The sequence below is a fragment of the Embleya sp. AB8 genome (genome assembly GCF_049739465.1).
In the GTDB taxonomy this organism is placed as follows: domain Bacteria; phylum Actinomycetota; class Actinomycetes; order Streptomycetales; family Streptomycetaceae; genus Embleya.
Genome location: NZ_JBMHHY010000023.1, coordinates 1 through 15,371 on the forward strand (window position 1 = coordinate 1; position 15,371 = coordinate 15,371).

Consider the following 15,371-nt stretch of genomic DNA (forward strand, 5'->3'; position numbering starts at 1 on the left):
CCGGAAGCTAAGCTCTCCAGCGCCGATGGTACTGCACTCGAAGGGGTGTGGGAGAGTAGGACGCCGCCGGAATTTTCGTGTGGAAGGCCCGCCCCTTTTCGGGGGCGGGCCTTTTGCGTTTTCCGGACCCTGGTGCTCCGAACTTCGGCGCAGTTTCTTTATCTGCCGTTCGCGCTTGTGGTGTTCTGGCCGTTGGGGTGGGTGTCGGAGCCGGTCGCGCGGGTGGTGTGGACCCTGGCCACGCTGGTGGCGGTTGTCGGGACTGTGGCTGCACTTGTTGCGTAGCACGGGATCGTGGGGCGGCGTTGGTTCCTGACGCCGATGCTCGTGGGGGCCGCGGTCTTGATGTTGTCGGCGCCGGTGCAGAGCAACCTGAGGTTGGGCCAAGTCAGTGTGTTCCTGGTGCTGTTGGCGTTCGTGGACGCGCTTGATCTGACGCCGCGTCCGGTACGCGGGGTGTTGATCGGGGTCGCTGCGGCGATCAAGCTGACCCCGTTGTTGTTCCTGCTGTATCTGTGGATCACCGGTCGACGGCGCGACGCGGTGCGCGGGGGCGTGTCGTTCGTGGCCTGTACGGGTTTGGCCCACCTGGTGTGGCCGGCCGCGTCCGCGACGTTCTGGACCGACGCGATCTTCAGCACCTCGCGGATCGGGAACCTGGCCGCGACCGGGGACCAGTCGCTCAACGGCGCGCTGATCCGGGTCGGGGTGGTGCCGCCGGAGCGTGCTGTGGCGTGGTTGGTCCTGTCCGCCATGGTGTGTGTGGTGGCGTTGATCGGCGCGCGTGAGTGCCATCGCGAGGGTCGTACGACGCATGGCGTGGTGGTCGTGGGGTGCGCGACGGTGGTGGCCTCTCCCGTTTCGTGGACGCACCACCAGGTGTGGCTCGTCTTGGCGGGCCCCCTGCTGATCGCGGGCCCGCGCAAGGCGCGGGTGGCGTGGGGTGTCGTGCTACTCGTGGCCATGACGGTGAGCGTGGGCGGGTGGCTTCCGGGCGGGTTCGCGCGCGAGAACGTGCGGCTGTTCGCGGCGCTCGCGGTGTGCACGTGGGGGCTCGCGCCGCTGCGGGACCGGGCCCCGGCGACCGTCGGACTCCTGCCGGGCGTGCGGTTGGTGGTACGCCCGCGCACGGCGATGGTGTACGCGGGCGTCATCGCGGTGGTTGCTGGCGCGGTGGTGTTCCTGGTCCGGGAATCGCCGATCGACGTGCGGTTCGAGACGCCCGATCATCGCGACGAGGCGTTGTGGGGGCCGGCGACGGACGGGTGCGAATCGTATGGGTCGGTACAACGGGCGGACGGCACCGTCGGCTACGCGTGCCGGAGCGTGGTGGATCCGGTGGGCGGACGGCAGCTCAACTTCGGTGGTGGGGCGGGTGGTCCGGGCGGGATGGACACCATTCAGGGTCAGGTCGGCCCGGAAGTGGCCCGCCTGGTCTTCGTCCCCGTCGAGGGCACGAAGGCGATCGACGTCCCCCTCCTGCCCCAACCCGGCCCCGGCAACGGACCGGTACGCGCCCCACGGCACGAACTTCCCGGCATGACCCCGTCCACACCGATCGAGGACCGCCGCATCGCGGGCGCCCGTGGCTTCTCGATCGCCGCCACCAACACCGACCACGCCCTGCTCATGGCTTACGGGCGGGACGGAAAACTGATCGCCGACGGGGGCGACAAACTTCGCAGGCGTTGAGCGGGACGGCGGAGCGATGGAGCGCCGGGGCCGGAGTCCTCGGGCACGGTTCGCGCGGGAACGCTGCCGGGGGGCTGCCCAGCAACCATCCGGGGGCCGCGGCGGGGCAGGTGGCGCAACCAGGTTCGTGGCGGGCTGTGTTGCGGGGCCGCTCCGCGGGTCTGCCGGGTCCGTTCGGCGGGGCTGGGTCGTGGCGGGTGCCGCCGTGTCGTCGTTGCTCGTCCCCTCCGGGGCCGGGGTTTTTGCTTGGTGCTTCGCATCCGTTGTTGCCCGTCCACTACGTGGCCGTTACTGCCCTGGACGGCTTCCTCTGACTCGTGGTCGGGGGCGGTTGGCCGCTTGGCGTCGTGGGGTTGGGCTGGTGCTGCGCTTGCCCCGGGTCCGTTCGGCGGGGCCGACTCGTGGCGGCTGCCACCGCCTCGTCGTTGCACGTCCCCTCCGGGGCCGGGGTCTTGCTTGGTGCTTCGCATCCGTTGTTGCCCGTCCACTACGTGGCCGTTACTGCCCTCGTTGGCTTCCCCTGACTCGCGGTCGGGAGCCGTTGTCCGTGGGGCGTCGGGGTGTTCGGCCGCTGCGCAGGCGTTCCGGCCCCGCTGGGGTTGGGTGGCGGGTGTTGCGGTGTGCATGTGGAGCGCCGGCTCGGGGTCTTGGGTCGGGTGTGTCTCCAGCGCTCGGGTTTCAGCGGGGTGCGCGGCCTTTTCTGCCTTGTCGTGCCTCGGTTTCGACTCGGAGGGCACGAAACCCGCACTCGCCGGCTCGCGCAGACCCGAGCGCCGGGTAAAACCGCAGGTCACGCATCGACCCAAGCCCTGGGAGTCTCGTCGCGATCCGTTTTCGGACCCGAGGAGAGAGCGGGAGCCGTGACGGGCCGCGAAACGCGGCATGGCCACCGGCCACCGAGGCCGCCAAGCGGACAACGGCTCCCGATCGCGAGCCAGGGGATGCCGACCAGGGCAGTGACGGCCACGTAGTGGACGGGCAACAACGGATGCGGAGCACCAAGCAAAAGACCCCGGGCCCCGGAGGGGACGAGCAACGACGACACGGCGGCACCCCCACGACCCAGCCCCGCCGAACGGACCCAGCGCCAACCACGACAGCAGCCCAACACCGCCACGCCCAACCCGCCAACCGCCCCCGACCACGAATCAGCAAAAGCCAACGAGGCAGCACCGGCCACCCAGCAGACCGGCGCGACCGCAGTAGCCTTCGTCCCCCCGCCGAGTCGTCGTTGCTACAGGCGTCCTGCCAGTTTCAGGGACAGGTATGTGTCGGTCAGGGTTGAGGCCAGTTCGTGGGGAGGGGCGTCTACCACCGTGACGTTTCGGCGGCGTAGGTCGGTGGCCGTGGTGCGTCGTTCGGCCAGTTCTTTTTCGGCGGCTGCGGCCTCGTAGATGGCGGTTGGGGTGCCTCTGTGGGTGGCCATTTCGGTGATTGCCGGGTCGGCTACCGCGACCACGATCACCTCGTGGCGGGCGGCGAGTTGGGGGAGTATCGGGAGGATGCCCTCCTGGATCGCCTCGCGTTCCAGGCCGGTGATCAGGACGATCAGTGCGCGGCGTGGGGAGCGGCGGAGGATTTCGGCGGTCAGGCCGCGGGCGTCGGGCTCGACCAGTTCCGGCTCCAGGGTGGCCATCGCCTGGACGAAGGCGGGGAGTATCGCGTTTCGGGGCGCGCGGCGGACCTCGGCGCGGACTCGGCGGTCGTAGGCGAGCAAATCGACTCGGTCGCCCGCGTGGTTGGCCACCGCCGTCAGCAGGAGTGTCGCGTCCATCGCGGCGTCCAGGCGCGGGACGTCGCCGATGCGGCCGGCGGAGGTGCGGCCGGTGTCCAGGACGACCAGGATGTGCCGGTCGCGTTCGGGACGCCAGGTGCGGACCACGACGCCCTGGTTGCGGGCGGAGGCGCGCCAGTCGATGGACTTCGCTTCGTCGCCGGGGACGTATTCGCGGAGTGTGTCGAATTCGGTGCCGGCGCCTCGGGTGAGCAGGGCCGAGCGGCCGTCGAGTTCGCGGAGGCGTTCGAGCTTGGAGGGGAGCAGGCGGCGGCTGGGGAAGCCGGGCAACACCCGTACGCGCCAAGGTACTTGGTGGGAGCCCTGGCGGGCGGCCAGGCCCAGTGGGCCGACCGAGCGCACCGTGACCCGGTGTGCGTGGCGGTCGCCGCGGCGGGTCGGGGTCATCGTCGTGGTGAGCCGGCGGCGCTCGCCGGCCGGGATGGCCAGGTCGTACCGCTGGGTGGTGGTGCCGGTGCTGGGTGGCCAGGCGTCGCGCAGTCGGCCGCGGAGCGGGCGGGTGCCCGGGTTGGTGACGGTCAGCGTGACCTCGGCGCGTTCGCCGAGGCGGACCGCGGTGTCGCCGGTGCGTTCGAAGGTCAGGCCGCGGACGCCGGCGGCGAGGAGCAGGTCGGTGAGGATGGCGAGCAGCAGGGCGCCCTCGACCACGGCCAGGCCGAGGAAGGAAGGCAGCAGCAGGCCGACCACCAACACGCCCAGTGCTGCGGCCAGAGCGGCGCGACCGGTCAGGGCCATCGGCGGTTAACGCGGGACCGGGGTGTGGGCGAGTACGGAGTCGATCACCATGTCGGCGCCGGCGCCTTCCATCTCCGCCTCGGGGCGCAGTCGTACCCGGTGTCGCAGCGCCGGCCGGGCCAGCGCCTTGACGTCGTCGGGGGTGACGTAGTCGCGCCCCGCGAGCCAGGCCCACGCGCGGGCGGCGGCGAGGAGCGCGGTGGCGCCGCGTGGGGATACGCCCATGGCCAGGGACGGGGAGGTTCGGGTGGCTCGGCAGATGTCGACGACGTAGGCCAGGATGTCCGGCTCGACCCGCAGTTCGGCCACCGCGCGGCGGCCCGCCGCCAGGTCCGCGGGGCCGGCCACCGGGCGCACCCCGGCGGCCTCGAGGTCGCGCGGGTCGAAGCCCTCCGCGTGCCGACGCAGGACCACGATCTCGTCGTCGCGTTCGGGCATCGGCAGGGTGAGCTTGAGCAGGAAGCGGTCCAACTGGGCCTCGGGCAGCGGGTAGGTGCCCTCGTACTCGATCGGGTTCTGCGTCGCGGCGACCAGGAACGGGTCCGGCAGCGGGCGGGTGGTGCCGTCGACCGAGACCTGACGCTCCTCCATCGCCTCCAGGAGCGCGGCCTGGGTCTTGGGCGGGGTGCGGTTGATCTCGTCGGCGAGCAGCAGGTTGGTGAACACCGGGCCCTCGCGGAAGGAGAAGGCCGCGGTGCGCGCGTCGTAGACCATCGAGCCGGTGACGTCGCCCGGCATCAGGTCGGGGGTGAACTGGACGCGGGTGGTGGTCAGTTCCAGGCTGCGGGCGAGGGCGCGGACCATCAGCGTCTTGGCCACGCCGGGGACGCCCTCGAGGAGCACGTGGCCCCGGCACAGGAGGGCGATCACCAGACCGGTGACGGCGGCGTCCTGGCCGACCACGGCCTTGCCGATCTCGCCGCGCAGGGCTTCGAGGGCGTCGCGCGGCCCACGGGTCTGCTCGGGTGCGCTCACGTCGTGCGTACCTGCCTTATCAGCGCGTCGAGTTCGTCGGAGAGGGTGACGAGGGCTTCGTCGTCCGCCGGGATCGCACCGTACAACAGGGCGTGCAGGTGCGCGGCGGTGTGGTCGGTGCGGGCGGTGATCGCGGCGATCAGGGCGGCCTCGGTGGGGTCGCTGCCGAGTAGGCGGGCGAGGCGTTCGCGGGTTGCCGCGCGCAGCAGTTCGGCGGCGGTGTCGCGGGCGCGGCCCCGGCGGTAGAGCCGGGCGCGGCCCTCCACGGTCTCGGCGGCACGGACCACCACCGGCAGCGGTTCGGCCACCACCGGGCCGAGCCGGCGGGCCCGCCACAGTGCGAGCAGGACGACGGCGATGGCAAGTTGGGCGGCGCCCCAGCGCCACCCGGCGGGCAGCAGGCTCCACAACGAGTCCTTGGCGGGCGGGAGTTCGTCGGCGCCGGGCAGGTACCAGACCAGGTGCGGGTGGGCGCCGAGCAGGTTGAGCGCGAGCGCGGCGTTGCCGTGGGCGTCGAGGCGGTCGTTGACCAATGGGCTGGTGGAGCCGAGCACGACGGTGTCGTGGCCGGCGGTCGGCGGGGTGAGCACCAGTGTCGGTCGGCCGGCGTACGGGTAGCAGCCGGTGGCGCCGGGGAGCAGGTCGGTGTCGTAGCGGGCGCCGCCGGTGTCCGCGTCGCCCGCGCGGGTCGCGGCGGGGAGCGGGCAGTCGGGCTCCAGGGTGCGGCGGCCCGCGTCGCGGGCGGTGTGTACGCCGGGGGCCAGGATCGCGAGCGCGTCCTCGCCGGGGCGGACCAGGACCGTACGGGCGGGCGCGGCGGCGGCGAGGGTACGCAGGTGCGGCTCGGTGACCAGGTCGGGGAAGGCCACCACGAGGGTGCTGTCGGGGCCGAGCGCGCGGCTCGCCTCGTCGGCGGAGCGGGCCAGGTTCACCTCGACGCCGCGCTCGCGGAGCAGTTGGGCCAGTGCCTTGCTGCCCTGTTTGCCGGTGGAGCGCGGGTCGAGGCGGCCCTCGTATCGGTCGCCCCGGATCAGGATCAGCCCGGAGACCACGATCAGGATCAGTGCGATCACGGCCAGGGGGAGGCGGATTCGGCGCCACAGTTGGTCGGTGGTGGGGCTCAGTGCCACGTTGCTCATCCGGGCACCCGCTCGCGGGTGTGCGGGCGGGCGGCGGCGCAGCGGGCGTCGAGTTCGCGCAGCTCGTGGTCCAGGGCCGGGTCGGCGGCACGTCCGCCGTAGTGGACGGCGTCGAAGCCGGCCGCCGCGGCGCGCAGTTCGGCGGCGGTCTCGGGCAGCGCGCGACCGGCTTCGGCGGCGGCCTCGTCGGCGGTACGGCCGGGGCGTACGTCCAGGACGGCGCGTTCCTCCAGGGCGCGCACGATGGCGCGGAAACGTTCGCGCACCGCCTCGTCCCAGCGGCCCGCGGCGGCGTGCGCGTCGGCGGCGGCGCGGTGTCGGGCGGCGGACAGCGGGCCGTCCTCGCCGTAGAGCGGGAGGTCGACGCGGGGGGCGGTGCGCAGTGGACCCAGGCGCATCCGCAGTACCACGATCGCGGCGATCACCAGGAGCAGGATCACCACCAGGCCGACAGCGCCGCCGGGGGTGTGGTCGCCGGCTCGCGAGATCAGCTCGCCGAGCCGGTCGAAGACCCAGTCCAGCGCCTTGCGGACCGGACTGGGGTCGTTGCGGTGGTACTCGCTGCGGGACAGCTCGTCCCGGGCGGCATCCCGCGCGTCATCGCGCGAGATGTCCACCGGGGGCCGGTCCCGAGCCAGGATCGGGAGTGCGAAGCCGATCACGCCGACGTGGGTCCCGAGGCCGCGTCCTGGGTCGGGATCCCCGCCGCGCGGGCGAGTTCGAGGTCCAGGGCCTCACGGCGGATGCGCTGGTCGATGTAGAGCAGCGCGGTGGCGCCGGCCGCGAAGGGGTAGAGCAGTGCGGCGGAGATCACCGCGCCGACGCCGGTGATCAGCAGGTCGACGAACGAGCGGGTGGGCACCTCGGAGGGCTTGGACGCGGTGAGCGCGGAGAAGCCGTCGGAGGCGAGCAGGAACGGCGTCTGGATGATGCCGCCGACGATCGTCATGATCAGCGCGATCAGCAGCAGGACGCCGCACACGCGCCACCACGAGCCGGTGACCAGTTTGCGCGAGCGCTCCAGGGAGCGGCGGATCGACTGCTTCTCCAGCATCAGCGTGGGGCCGGCCAGGGCGAAGCAGACGTAGAGGTAGATCGCCGCGACCACGCCGCCGATGATGCCGGGGAGCAGCAGCAGCGCGCCGAGTCCGTCGGCGCCGACGGCGAGCAGGGCCAGTCCGGGCAGCAGTGCGATCAGCAGGGTGCCGACCGGGATCAGCCAGGTCGCGAAGGTGACCCCGAGCAGGCGCGGGAGCAGCGGGCGGACCGCTGTCCAGGTCTGCGCCGCGGACATCGTCTTGGCGATCACGGCGCGGCTGACCAGGACGGTGAGCATGGCGGTGGCGGCGATCTGGCCCAGGGTGGCGACCACGAGCGGCACGAATGTCACCGCGGCGGTGTCGCGCAGGTAGCGCCACGCCTCGTCGCCGGTGGGGTGGTCGCCGAGGTCGCTGGGGGAGATCTTCTGGTCGAGCAGCCAGGTGATCGGCACCTCGAGGCACTGGGTGACCAGGGCGACCACGACGGCGATGCCGATCATGACCTTCCAGTGCGCCCGCATGGCGGCGAACGCGCCGTCGAGGATCTCGCCGATGCTCAGCGGGCGCAGCGGGATCACGCCGGGCTTGGCGGCTTGTACGTAGGGTCCGTTCCAGCCGGGAGGCGCATTCCACAGCGGCTGCTGCGGGCCGCCCCAGCGCGGATCGGGTCCCGACTGCGGCGGCCCCCACCCGGTCGCGGGCCCCTGGGCGGGCGGCCCCCACCCGGCGGCGGGCGGCTGTACGGACGCCCACCCGGGAGCGGGAGCCGGCGAGCCGGTCTGCCCGGTGGCCTTGGGCTCGCCCTTGTCCAGGGACGGGCCCTGGCCGGCGGACGAGGGCTCGCCCGGGGACGGCGGCTTGGCCAGGGACGGGGGTGTGGCCGGCGACGGGGGAGTGGCCTGGGCCGAAGCGTCGCCCGAGGACGCGGACGGGGCCGGTGGGGTGGGCTGGTCCGCCGAGGCGGGCTGGTCCGTGGCCGAAGGCGCGGCCGGGGACGGGGACCCGTTCGCGGCCGAGGAAGGGGCGTCCGCCGGCGCGGGCTGGTTCGCGGCCGCAGGCTCACCCGGCGACGCGGGCTCGTCCGCCGATGCCGACGTCGGCGGGGGCGACGCCGGCGGGGTCGGCGCAGGCGCAGGCGCGGGCGAAGGGGACGTGGGGGCGGGCCCGTCGGGTGACGTGGCGTCGTCCGCCGGGCGTACTCCGTCCGGCCCCGGGGCGTCCGGGGCGGGCCGGCCGGGCGAGTCCGTCATGCGATTGCGCTCCTCGTCCTGATCTGGTGGTGACTCATCGTGGCATGCCTTTGCCGGCCCTTGATGAACGGGCGGTCACCGGTTTTGGTTCGCGGCCGGGGGACACCGGCCGCGAGGACAACGTGGGGCGCACACCGCTCGTTCCGGTGTGCCGGGTGGACGCGGTCGAGCCGGCGCCGAATCCGCTCGCTCGGGGCGGTCACCGGTCGAGCCGACCGAGGTGATCCGTCCGGATACGCCCGAAGTGCCCGCCGCGATCCGGCGGTTGGTGACACGTGGGGCGCCGCGGCTCGGGGCCGTCCGGGGTGTACGGGCTTGCGCCGGCCGCGACACCGGCGGGTACGTACCGGCCGCGGTGCGCGCCGGCCACCGCCCGGCCGACCGCAGCGAATCCGGCGTACGGCGTCGACCGCGCGCCGGTCCGTGCCGGTCGGCGCCGGCACCGCCGGACCCGCCATGGCCGTGCCCGCCCGCCCACGGTGTCGTTCGTCGTGGTCGTCTCGATCACGGCCCGTGGTCGTATCGCGACCCGCGCGGACATCGCGGTCGAGCGCCGGGCGCCCCCGGAAGCCACGGGCGTGGCCGAAACGTCCGTTGCGTCGGTGGGCGCTGCGGCGTACGACCCCGTGTTCGAGGTGACTCCGCCCTCCTCGATCACGGCAATCGTCACCATAAAGAGCGTTTTGTCAGCGATGGACGCGGCCGGAATCGGTCGGATGAGTGCAGGTCACAATCCGGTAATGCGACGATGATGCACATGAAGGGACGCGTCCTCATCGTTGACGACGACACCGCACTGTCCGAGATGCTCGGCATCGTGCTGCGTGGCGAAGGGTTCGAGCCGTCGTTCGTGGCGGACGGCGACAAGGCACTCCAGGCTTTCCGGGATGTAAAACCGGACCTGGTGCTGCTGGACCTGATGCTGCCCGGCCGTGACGGCATCGACGTCTGCCGCCAGATCCGGGCCGAGTCCGGCGTACCGATCGTGATGCTCACCGCCAAGAGCGACACGGTGGATGTCGTGGTCGGTCTCGAATCCGGAGCCGACGACTATGTGATCAAACCGTTCAAGCCCAAGGAGCTTGTCGCTCGTGTGCGGGCCCGCCTGCGCAGAGCCGAAGAACCCACCCCGGAGCAGCTGGTGATCGGCGATCTGGTGATCGACGTGGCCGGCCACGCCGTGAAGCGGGATGGGCAGAACATCGCGCTGACCCCGTTGGAGTTCGACCTCCTTGTCGCACTCGCCCGCAAGCCCTGGCAGGTGTTCACCCGCGAGGTGCTTCTCGAACAGGTCTGGGGATACCGACACGCGGCCGACACCCGCTTGGTGAACGTGCACGTCCAGCGGCTGCGCTCGAAGATCGAACGCGACCCCGAGCGTCCGGAGACCGTGGTCACCGTGCGCGGGGTCGGCTACAAGGCGGGACCGGCCTGACCTTGAGATCGAGATCGTCCCGATGAGCACCGCACGGCGGCCGCCCTCGCCGTCGGCCTGGTCCCTCGCCCTGCGTCGGGTGCGCGGTGGGGTGGGCCGGGGCATGGCGCTGTGGAACAGATCCATCCAGTTTCGCGTCGTGGCCATGACGCTGGTCCTGTCCGTCGCCGTCATGGTCCTGCTCGGGGTCGTGGTGGTCGGCCAGGTCCGCAACGGCCTGCTCGACGCGAAGGTGGCCTCCGCCCGGTCCCAGGCCAAGGGCGGGTTCGCCGATGCCCGCGCGCAGGCCGACGAGATCGCCACCAGCCCGGGCCGGCATCTCCAGATGTCCGCCGGGGTGCCGGCCGGCACCCCGGCGGCGGGCAACCGGGTGAACACCGGCGACTGGCTCAACGCGCTGGTCAAGCAGCTCTCCAGCGGCGGACAGGGGGTCTACGACGTGGCCGCGACCAGCCAGGACCCCGCGGACAACCCGCCCGGCTCGGGCCGCAGCCCCCGCGCGTCCGGTGACGTGGTCCCGGACGAGAGCGTGCCCGCCGAGCTGCGCCGGGAGGTCGGCCTCAAGCCCAGGGTGGCGCTGCTGCAGTACACCCAGATCGTCCGCGACGGCCAGCGCGGCGAGGGCTCGGCCGGCACCACCCGCGAGGCGGGTCTGGTGGTCGGCGCGCAGTTGGAGGACCCCGACGGGGGGTCGTACCAGCTCTACTACTTCTTCTCCTTCGGCCCCGAGGAGAAGACCCTGGGCCTGGTGCGCAGCACGTTGGCCACCGCCGGGGTCTTTCTGGTGCTGCTCCTGGTGGCGATCGCGGCGCTGGTGACCCGGCAGGTGGTCACCCCGGTGCGGATGGCCGCGCGGATCGCCGAGCGGCTGGCCGCCGGGCGGCTGGAGGAGCGGATGCGCGTGGTCGGCGCGGACGACCTGGCCCGGCTCGGCTCCTCGTTCAACAAGATGGCCTCCAACCTGCAGAACCAGATCAGACAGCTGGAGGAACTCTCGCGCGTGCAGCGCCGCTTCGTCTCGGACGTCTCGCACGAGTTGCGTACGCCGCTGACCACCGTGCGGATGGCCGCCGACGTGCTGCACGAGGCGCGCGAGGACTTCGACCCGGCCACCCGGCGCTCGGCCGAGCTGCTGCAGAACCAGCTCGACCGGTTCGAGGCGCTGTTGTCCGACCTGCTGGAGATCAGCCGGTTCGACGCGGGCGCGGCCGTGCTCGACGCCGAGCCGGTGGACCTGCGCGACCTGGTCCGCCGGGTGGTCGAGGGCGCCGAGCCGCTGGCCGAGCGGCGCGGCAGCCGGCTGGTGATCCGCGCCCCGGACAAGCCGTGCGTGGCCGAGGTGGACCCGCGCCGGATCGACCGGGTGTTGCGCAACCTGGTGGTCAACGCGGTCGAGCACGGCGAGGGGCACGACGTGGTGGTCACCGTCGCCGGCGGCGAGGACTCGGTGGCGGTCGCGGTGCGCGACTACGGCGTGGGGCTCAAGCCCGGCGAGTCCTCGCTGGTGTTCGCCCGCTTCTGGCGGGCCGACCCGGCCCGGGCCCGGACCACCGGCGGTACCGGTCTGGGGCTCTCCATCGCGCTGGAGGACGCGCATCTGCACGGGGGCTGGCTGCAGGCGTGGGGGGAGCCCGGCGGCGGCTCGCAATTTCGGCTGAGCCTGCCCAAGACCGCGGGCGGTGAACTGGTGCGCTCGCCGCTGCCGCTGGAGCCCGAGGACTCGCGGGCCAACCGGGGCCTGGGCCCGGCCGGTTCGCCCTATCGGCGCGGGGTGCGTGCGGTCGGCCCGGCGGGAGGCAATCGATGAGGCGCATCACCCCGTTCCTGGCCCTGTTGGGCCTGCTGTGCGTGCTCACCTCGTGCGCGTCCATGCCGCACAGCGGCAGTGTGCGCGAGGCGGGCAAGGGCGGTACCAAGGACCAGGGCTCCGAGCAGCAGGTACGGGTGTTCGCCGTGCCGCCCAAGCCCGGCGAGCAGCCGCGCGGCATGGTCGCGGGTTTCCTGGAGGCGGTCACCAGCGACGAGCCGGACTACGCGACGGCGCGCGCCTACCTGACCCCGGAGGCCCGGGCCAAGTGGGTGCCCACCCGCGAGATCGTGGTGCTCGACTCGATCGCCAGGATCGAACCGGTCCCCGGCGGCGACGACAAGACCTACCTGGCGGAGGTGTCCGGCACCCGGATCGGCACGGTCGACGGCCGCAACGCCTACCAGCCCGAGCAGCAGGCGGGCACGTCCTACCACGCGATGTTGCAGGTGCGCCTCGGTACCGACAACCAGTGGCGGATCGCCGACCTGCCCGACGGACTGATCCTGTCCAAGGCCGAGTTCCACCGGATCTACCGCTCGGTCAACACCTACTGGTTCGCCACCGCGCTGCCGGTGGGCAAGGACATGCTCGTCCCCGACCCGGTCTACCTGCGCAGTCGGGTCGGCCTGACCTCGGCGCTGGTGCAACAGCTCGTGGACGGCCCCACCGACTGGCTGCGCCCGGTGGTGGAGACCGCGTTCCCGGCGGGCACCGAGCCCGCCGACCGGGTCGTCACGATCGAGGACAACCGGATCGCCCGGATCCAGCTCAACCGGCAGGCCAAGCTGGCCCAGACCAAGGGCTGTGAGCGGATGGCCGCGCAACTGCTCTACACGCTGCGTCAGGTCTCCGGGGTGGACCGGGTCTCGATCACCGGCGGCGGCTCGCCGATGTGCTCGCTCTCCGACGCCGACGCCGCGCAGTACGACCCCGGCCGGGCCGCCAAGATCGCCGCGCCGACCGGCTACTTCATCGCCAAGGGCAACGTGGTCAACGTGGTGCCCGGCCCCAACGGCAATCCGCCCGTACTGCCCGGCCCGTTCGGTGACGGCACCTACAAGGTCGACCAGATCGCCGTCTCGCGAGACCCCTTCCGGCGCCGGATCGCCGGCATCGACACCAGCGGCCAGAAGCTGGTGGTCGGCGATGTGGACGGCCGCGGCGAGGTCAAGGAATGGCTGAGCGCGGGCCCGGCCGCACTGCTCAGCCCGACCTGGGACGGCCGCGGCGTGTTGTGGGTGCTGGACCGGACGAAGAACGCCGAACGGGTGCTCGCGCTGTACGAGGACGAGCGTCACCAGGTCACCCAGGTCTCGGTCGACGTACCGGACGTACCGGCGTCCCGGATCACCGGCCTGCGGTTGTCCCCGGACGGCACCCGCGCCGCGCTGATCGTGGACAACGCCAAGGTGCTGATCGGCCGGGTCGAGCGGCACGTCAGCAACGGCGCGCCGGCCATCACGATCGCCGCGCCGCGCTCGGTGCTCCCCTCGCTGGTGGAGGTCAAGGCGATCTCCTGGAACGGCGCGGACCGGATCGCGGTGCTCGGCAAGGACGGTCAGGGCGCGCTGCAGCCGCAGATCGTGGACATCGACGGCGGCATCTCGGTCTCGATCGCCCCGGTCAGCGGCATGTTGCGGATCGCCGCCCCGGACGGCGCGGACCAGCCGCTGCTTGCCGACTCGGGCGAGGAGAACATCTACCAGCTGTCCCAGGGCAACAACTGGACCAAGGTGCACAGCGGGCTGTATCCGGTCTATCCCGGATAGGGCTTGACGACACGACCCAGGGCTTGACGACACGCCCTGGACCTCGCTCGGGTCTCGGCGCGCGGGTTCGCCAGGGCGCGCCATGACCGGATCGGGTGGTTCCGGCGGTGCCCGGTCCGCTTCGGGGCCCGGCGTGCGAGCTTGGGGAGATGGAACCGCTTCGGGTGCTCGCGACCTGGGCCGACCTGGTGCTTCCCGTGCGGTGCGCGGGCTGCGCCGAGCCCGGCGCGCTGCTGTGCGCGCGGTGCCGGGAGGTGTTCGCCCCGGCGCCGGGGCCCGCCGGACCCACGCCCGCCCCGCCGGGCCTGCCGCCGGTATACGCGATCACCGCCTACCAGGAGCCGGTGCGCTCGGTGTTGGCCGCGTACAAGGAGCGCGGCGCCCATCGGCTGGCCCACCCGCTGGGGGACGCGCTCGCCCGCGCCGCCGCGGCCGGGCTGACCGATCCGGACCGGCCGTGCCTGCTGGTCCCGGTGCCCTCGTCCCGCGCCGCGCTGCGGCGTCGCGGCCGAGACGCAACGGGTGAGTTGGCGCTGCGTGCCGCCCGGCGACTGCGCGCGGCCGGCGTGCCGGCGCGGGTGCTGCCGGCACTGCGTCATACCCGTCGAATTCGGGACCAGGCGGGCCTTTCCGCACATGAACGGAGGATGAACGTCGGTCGAGCAATGATCGTTTCGACCAGGTTGGCGCCCTTGTTTACGGGCATTAGTGTGGTGATCGTCGTCGATGATGTTTGCACCACCGGCGCAACTCTCGCGGAGGCGACCCGTGCGGTCCGAGCCGTGGGAGGGCGAGTCGAGGCGGCGGCCGTGGTGGCCGCGACCGCCCGGCGGCGCGGGGCGGAGCAGGGCCATCGTCGACCTGGTCGGCCGGACGGGTGCCCAGCCCTCCGGCATGGCGCAATGGATGGAGTTCTGCGTGGACATTGTCGTCAAGGGCCGCAAGACCGAGGTACCCGAGCGTTTCCGCAAGCACTGCGTCGAGAAGCTGGACAAGATCCGCAAGCTCGACGACAAGGTGATCAGCGTTGACGTGGAGGTGTCCAAGGAGCGGAACCCGCGGCTGGCGGAGCGTTCGGACCGGGTGGAGATCACGCTCAACACGCGCGGTCCCGTCATCCGGGGCGAAGCCGCCGCGTCCGACCCATACGCCGCACTCGACATGGCGTGCGCGAGGCTCGAAGCGCAGTTGCGCAAGGCCGCCGACCGGCGGCGCGTGCACCATGGTCACCGCTCCCCCGTATCGGTGGGCGCGGCCACTGCGGAGATCAACCACGCCGACCGGCTCAACGGGGCCGTGGTGGCGTCAGCGGAAGACATCGAGGCAGTGAAGAACGGCGAACTCCGGCCCCAGCCGCACATGGCGGGCCCGATCGAGGTGGATGGCGAAGGCCCCCTCGTGGTTCGCGAGAAGGTACACGCCGGGCGTCCGATGGCGCTCGACCAGGCGCTGTACGAGATGGAGTTGGTAGGCCACGACTTCTATCTGTTCATCGATTCGAGCACCAAGTGGCCGAGCGTGGTGTACCGCCGGCACGGCTACGACTACGGTGTGATCCACCTCAAGCCCGAGGACCGCGAGGACGGCGGACCGCAGTAGCAGCGGTCGGGCCGTCGACGCGTGCCCTTCGGCCGTGATTCGGCGCCGAAACCCCCCGAGGTTTCGGCGCCGGTTGCGTCTTCGACCCTGGCGTTGCCTGGCGAATGTTCCGCATCGCAAGTAGGTTCCGCA

Annotated in this window: 13 protein-coding genes; 8 read left to right on the forward strand and 5 right to left on the reverse strand. The window is 72.4% G+C overall.

The features are described from left to right. The coding region (locus ABIA38_RS30745) for a hypothetical protein (protein ID WP_424642146.1) at positions 1-285 on the forward strand (285 nt) is incomplete at its 5' end. A gap of 9 nt (positions 286-294) precedes the next feature. Beyond that, positions 295-1,692: a glycosyltransferase 87 family protein gene (locus ABIA38_RS30750; protein ID WP_424642147.1), complete on the forward strand. Its 1,398-nt coding sequence runs from the start codon at positions 295-297 to the stop codon at positions 1,690-1,692. Between the two features lie 1,234 nt (positions 1,693-2,926). Here the strand turns inward: ABIA38_RS30750 and ABIA38_RS30755 are convergent. The 5 genes from ABIA38_RS30755 to ABIA38_RS30775 are packed head-to-tail and all read right to left on the reverse strand — an operon-like array spanning position 2,927 to position 8,626. Next, positions 2,927-4,222, reverse strand: a complete 1,296-nt coding sequence (locus tag ABIA38_RS30755; RefSeq protein WP_424642148.1) for a DUF58 domain-containing protein — start codon at positions 4,220-4,222, stop codon at positions 2,927-2,929. Between the two features lie 6 nt (positions 4,223-4,228). Beyond that, positions 4,229-5,197, reverse strand: a complete 969-nt coding sequence (locus tag ABIA38_RS30760; protein WP_424642149.1) for an AAA family ATPase — start codon at positions 5,195-5,197, stop codon at positions 4,229-4,231. Next, the gene (locus ABIA38_RS30765; protein ID WP_424642150.1) at positions 5,194-6,336 is read right to left on the reverse strand and encodes a DUF4350 domain-containing protein; all 1,143 of its coding nucleotides are present in this window, start codon (positions 6,334-6,336) and stop codon (positions 5,194-5,196) included. The genes ABIA38_RS30760 and ABIA38_RS30765 overlap by 4 nt, the downstream gene beginning before the upstream one ends. Further along, positions 6,333-6,998, reverse strand: a complete 666-nt coding sequence (locus ABIA38_RS30770; protein ID WP_424642151.1) for a DUF4129 domain-containing protein — start codon at positions 6,996-6,998, stop codon at positions 6,333-6,335. Before ABIA38_RS30770 ends, ABIA38_RS30765 begins: the two co-directional genes overlap by 4 nt. Continuing rightward, positions 6,995-8,626, reverse strand: coding sequence for a hypothetical protein (locus ABIA38_RS30775; RefSeq protein WP_424642152.1), 1,632 nt, complete (start codon positions 8,624-8,626; stop codon positions 6,995-6,997). Before ABIA38_RS30775 ends, ABIA38_RS30770 begins: the two co-directional genes overlap by 4 nt. Positions 8,627-9,117: 491 nt before the next feature. Here ABIA38_RS30775 and ABIA38_RS30780 point away from each other — a divergent pair, with 491 nt between their 5' ends. From ABIA38_RS30780 to hpf, 6 genes are all read left to right on the forward strand, one after another. Further along, a complete protein-coding gene (locus ABIA38_RS30780) occupies positions 9,118-9,378 on the forward strand; it encodes a hypothetical protein (protein ID WP_424642153.1) in 261 nt (86 codons plus the stop codon). Between the two features lie 5 nt (positions 9,379-9,383). Then, complete coding sequence (gene mtrA, locus ABIA38_RS30785) at positions 9,384-10,061, forward strand: MtrAB system response regulator MtrA (protein WP_026219725.1); 678 nt, start codon at positions 9,384-9,386, stop codon at positions 10,059-10,061. A gap of 22 nt (positions 10,062-10,083) precedes the next feature. Beyond that, the gene (gene mtrB, locus ABIA38_RS30790; protein ID WP_424642154.1) at positions 10,084-11,868 is read left to right on the forward strand and encodes an MtrAB system histidine kinase MtrB; all 1,785 of its coding nucleotides are present in this window, start codon (positions 10,084-10,086) and stop codon (positions 11,866-11,868) included. Then, positions 11,865-13,640, forward strand: a complete 1,776-nt coding sequence (locus ABIA38_RS30795) for an LpqB family beta-propeller domain-containing protein (protein ID WP_424642155.1) — start codon at positions 11,865-11,867, stop codon at positions 13,638-13,640. Before mtrB ends, ABIA38_RS30795 begins: the two co-directional genes overlap by 4 nt. A gap of 665 nt (positions 13,641-14,305) precedes the next feature. Beyond that, positions 14,306-14,671: a phosphoribosyltransferase family protein gene (locus ABIA38_RS30800; protein WP_424642286.1), complete on the forward strand. Its 366-nt coding sequence runs from the start codon at positions 14,306-14,308 to the stop codon at positions 14,669-14,671. Then, complete coding sequence (gene hpf / locus ABIA38_RS30805; protein ID WP_424642287.1) at positions 14,559-15,239, forward strand: ribosome hibernation-promoting factor, HPF/YfiA family; 681 nt, start codon at positions 14,559-14,561, stop codon at positions 15,237-15,239. Before ABIA38_RS30800 ends, hpf begins: the two co-directional genes overlap by 113 nt. Positions 15,240-15,371: the final 132 nt, after the last annotated feature.

Coding starts and splice junctions, on each gene's coding strand:
- ABIA38_RS30755 (WP_424642148.1), bottom strand. CDS start 4,222: ATGGCCCTGACCGGTCGCGCCGCTCTGGCCGCAGCACTGGGCGTGTTG.
- ABIA38_RS30765 (WP_424642150.1), bottom strand. CDS start 6,336: ATGAGCAACGTGGCACTGAGCCCCACCACCGACCAACTGTGGCGCCGA.
- ABIA38_RS30775 (WP_424642152.1), bottom strand. CDS start 8,626: ATGACGGACTCGCCCGGCCGGCCCGCCCCGGACGCCCCGGGGCCGGAC.
- mtrA (WP_026219725.1), top strand. CDS start 9,384: ATGAAGGGACGCGTCCTCATCGTTGACGACGACACCGCACTGTCCGAG.
- mtrB (WP_424642154.1), top strand. CDS start 10,084: ATGAGCACCGCACGGCGGCCGCCCTCGCCGTCGGCCTGGTCCCTCGCC.
- ABIA38_RS30795 (WP_424642155.1), top strand. CDS start 11,865: ATGAGGCGCATCACCCCGTTCCTGGCCCTGTTGGGCCTGCTGTGCGTG.
- ABIA38_RS30800 (WP_424642286.1), top strand. CDS start 14,306: ATGATCGTTTCGACCAGGTTGGCGCCCTTGTTTACGGGCATTAGTGTG.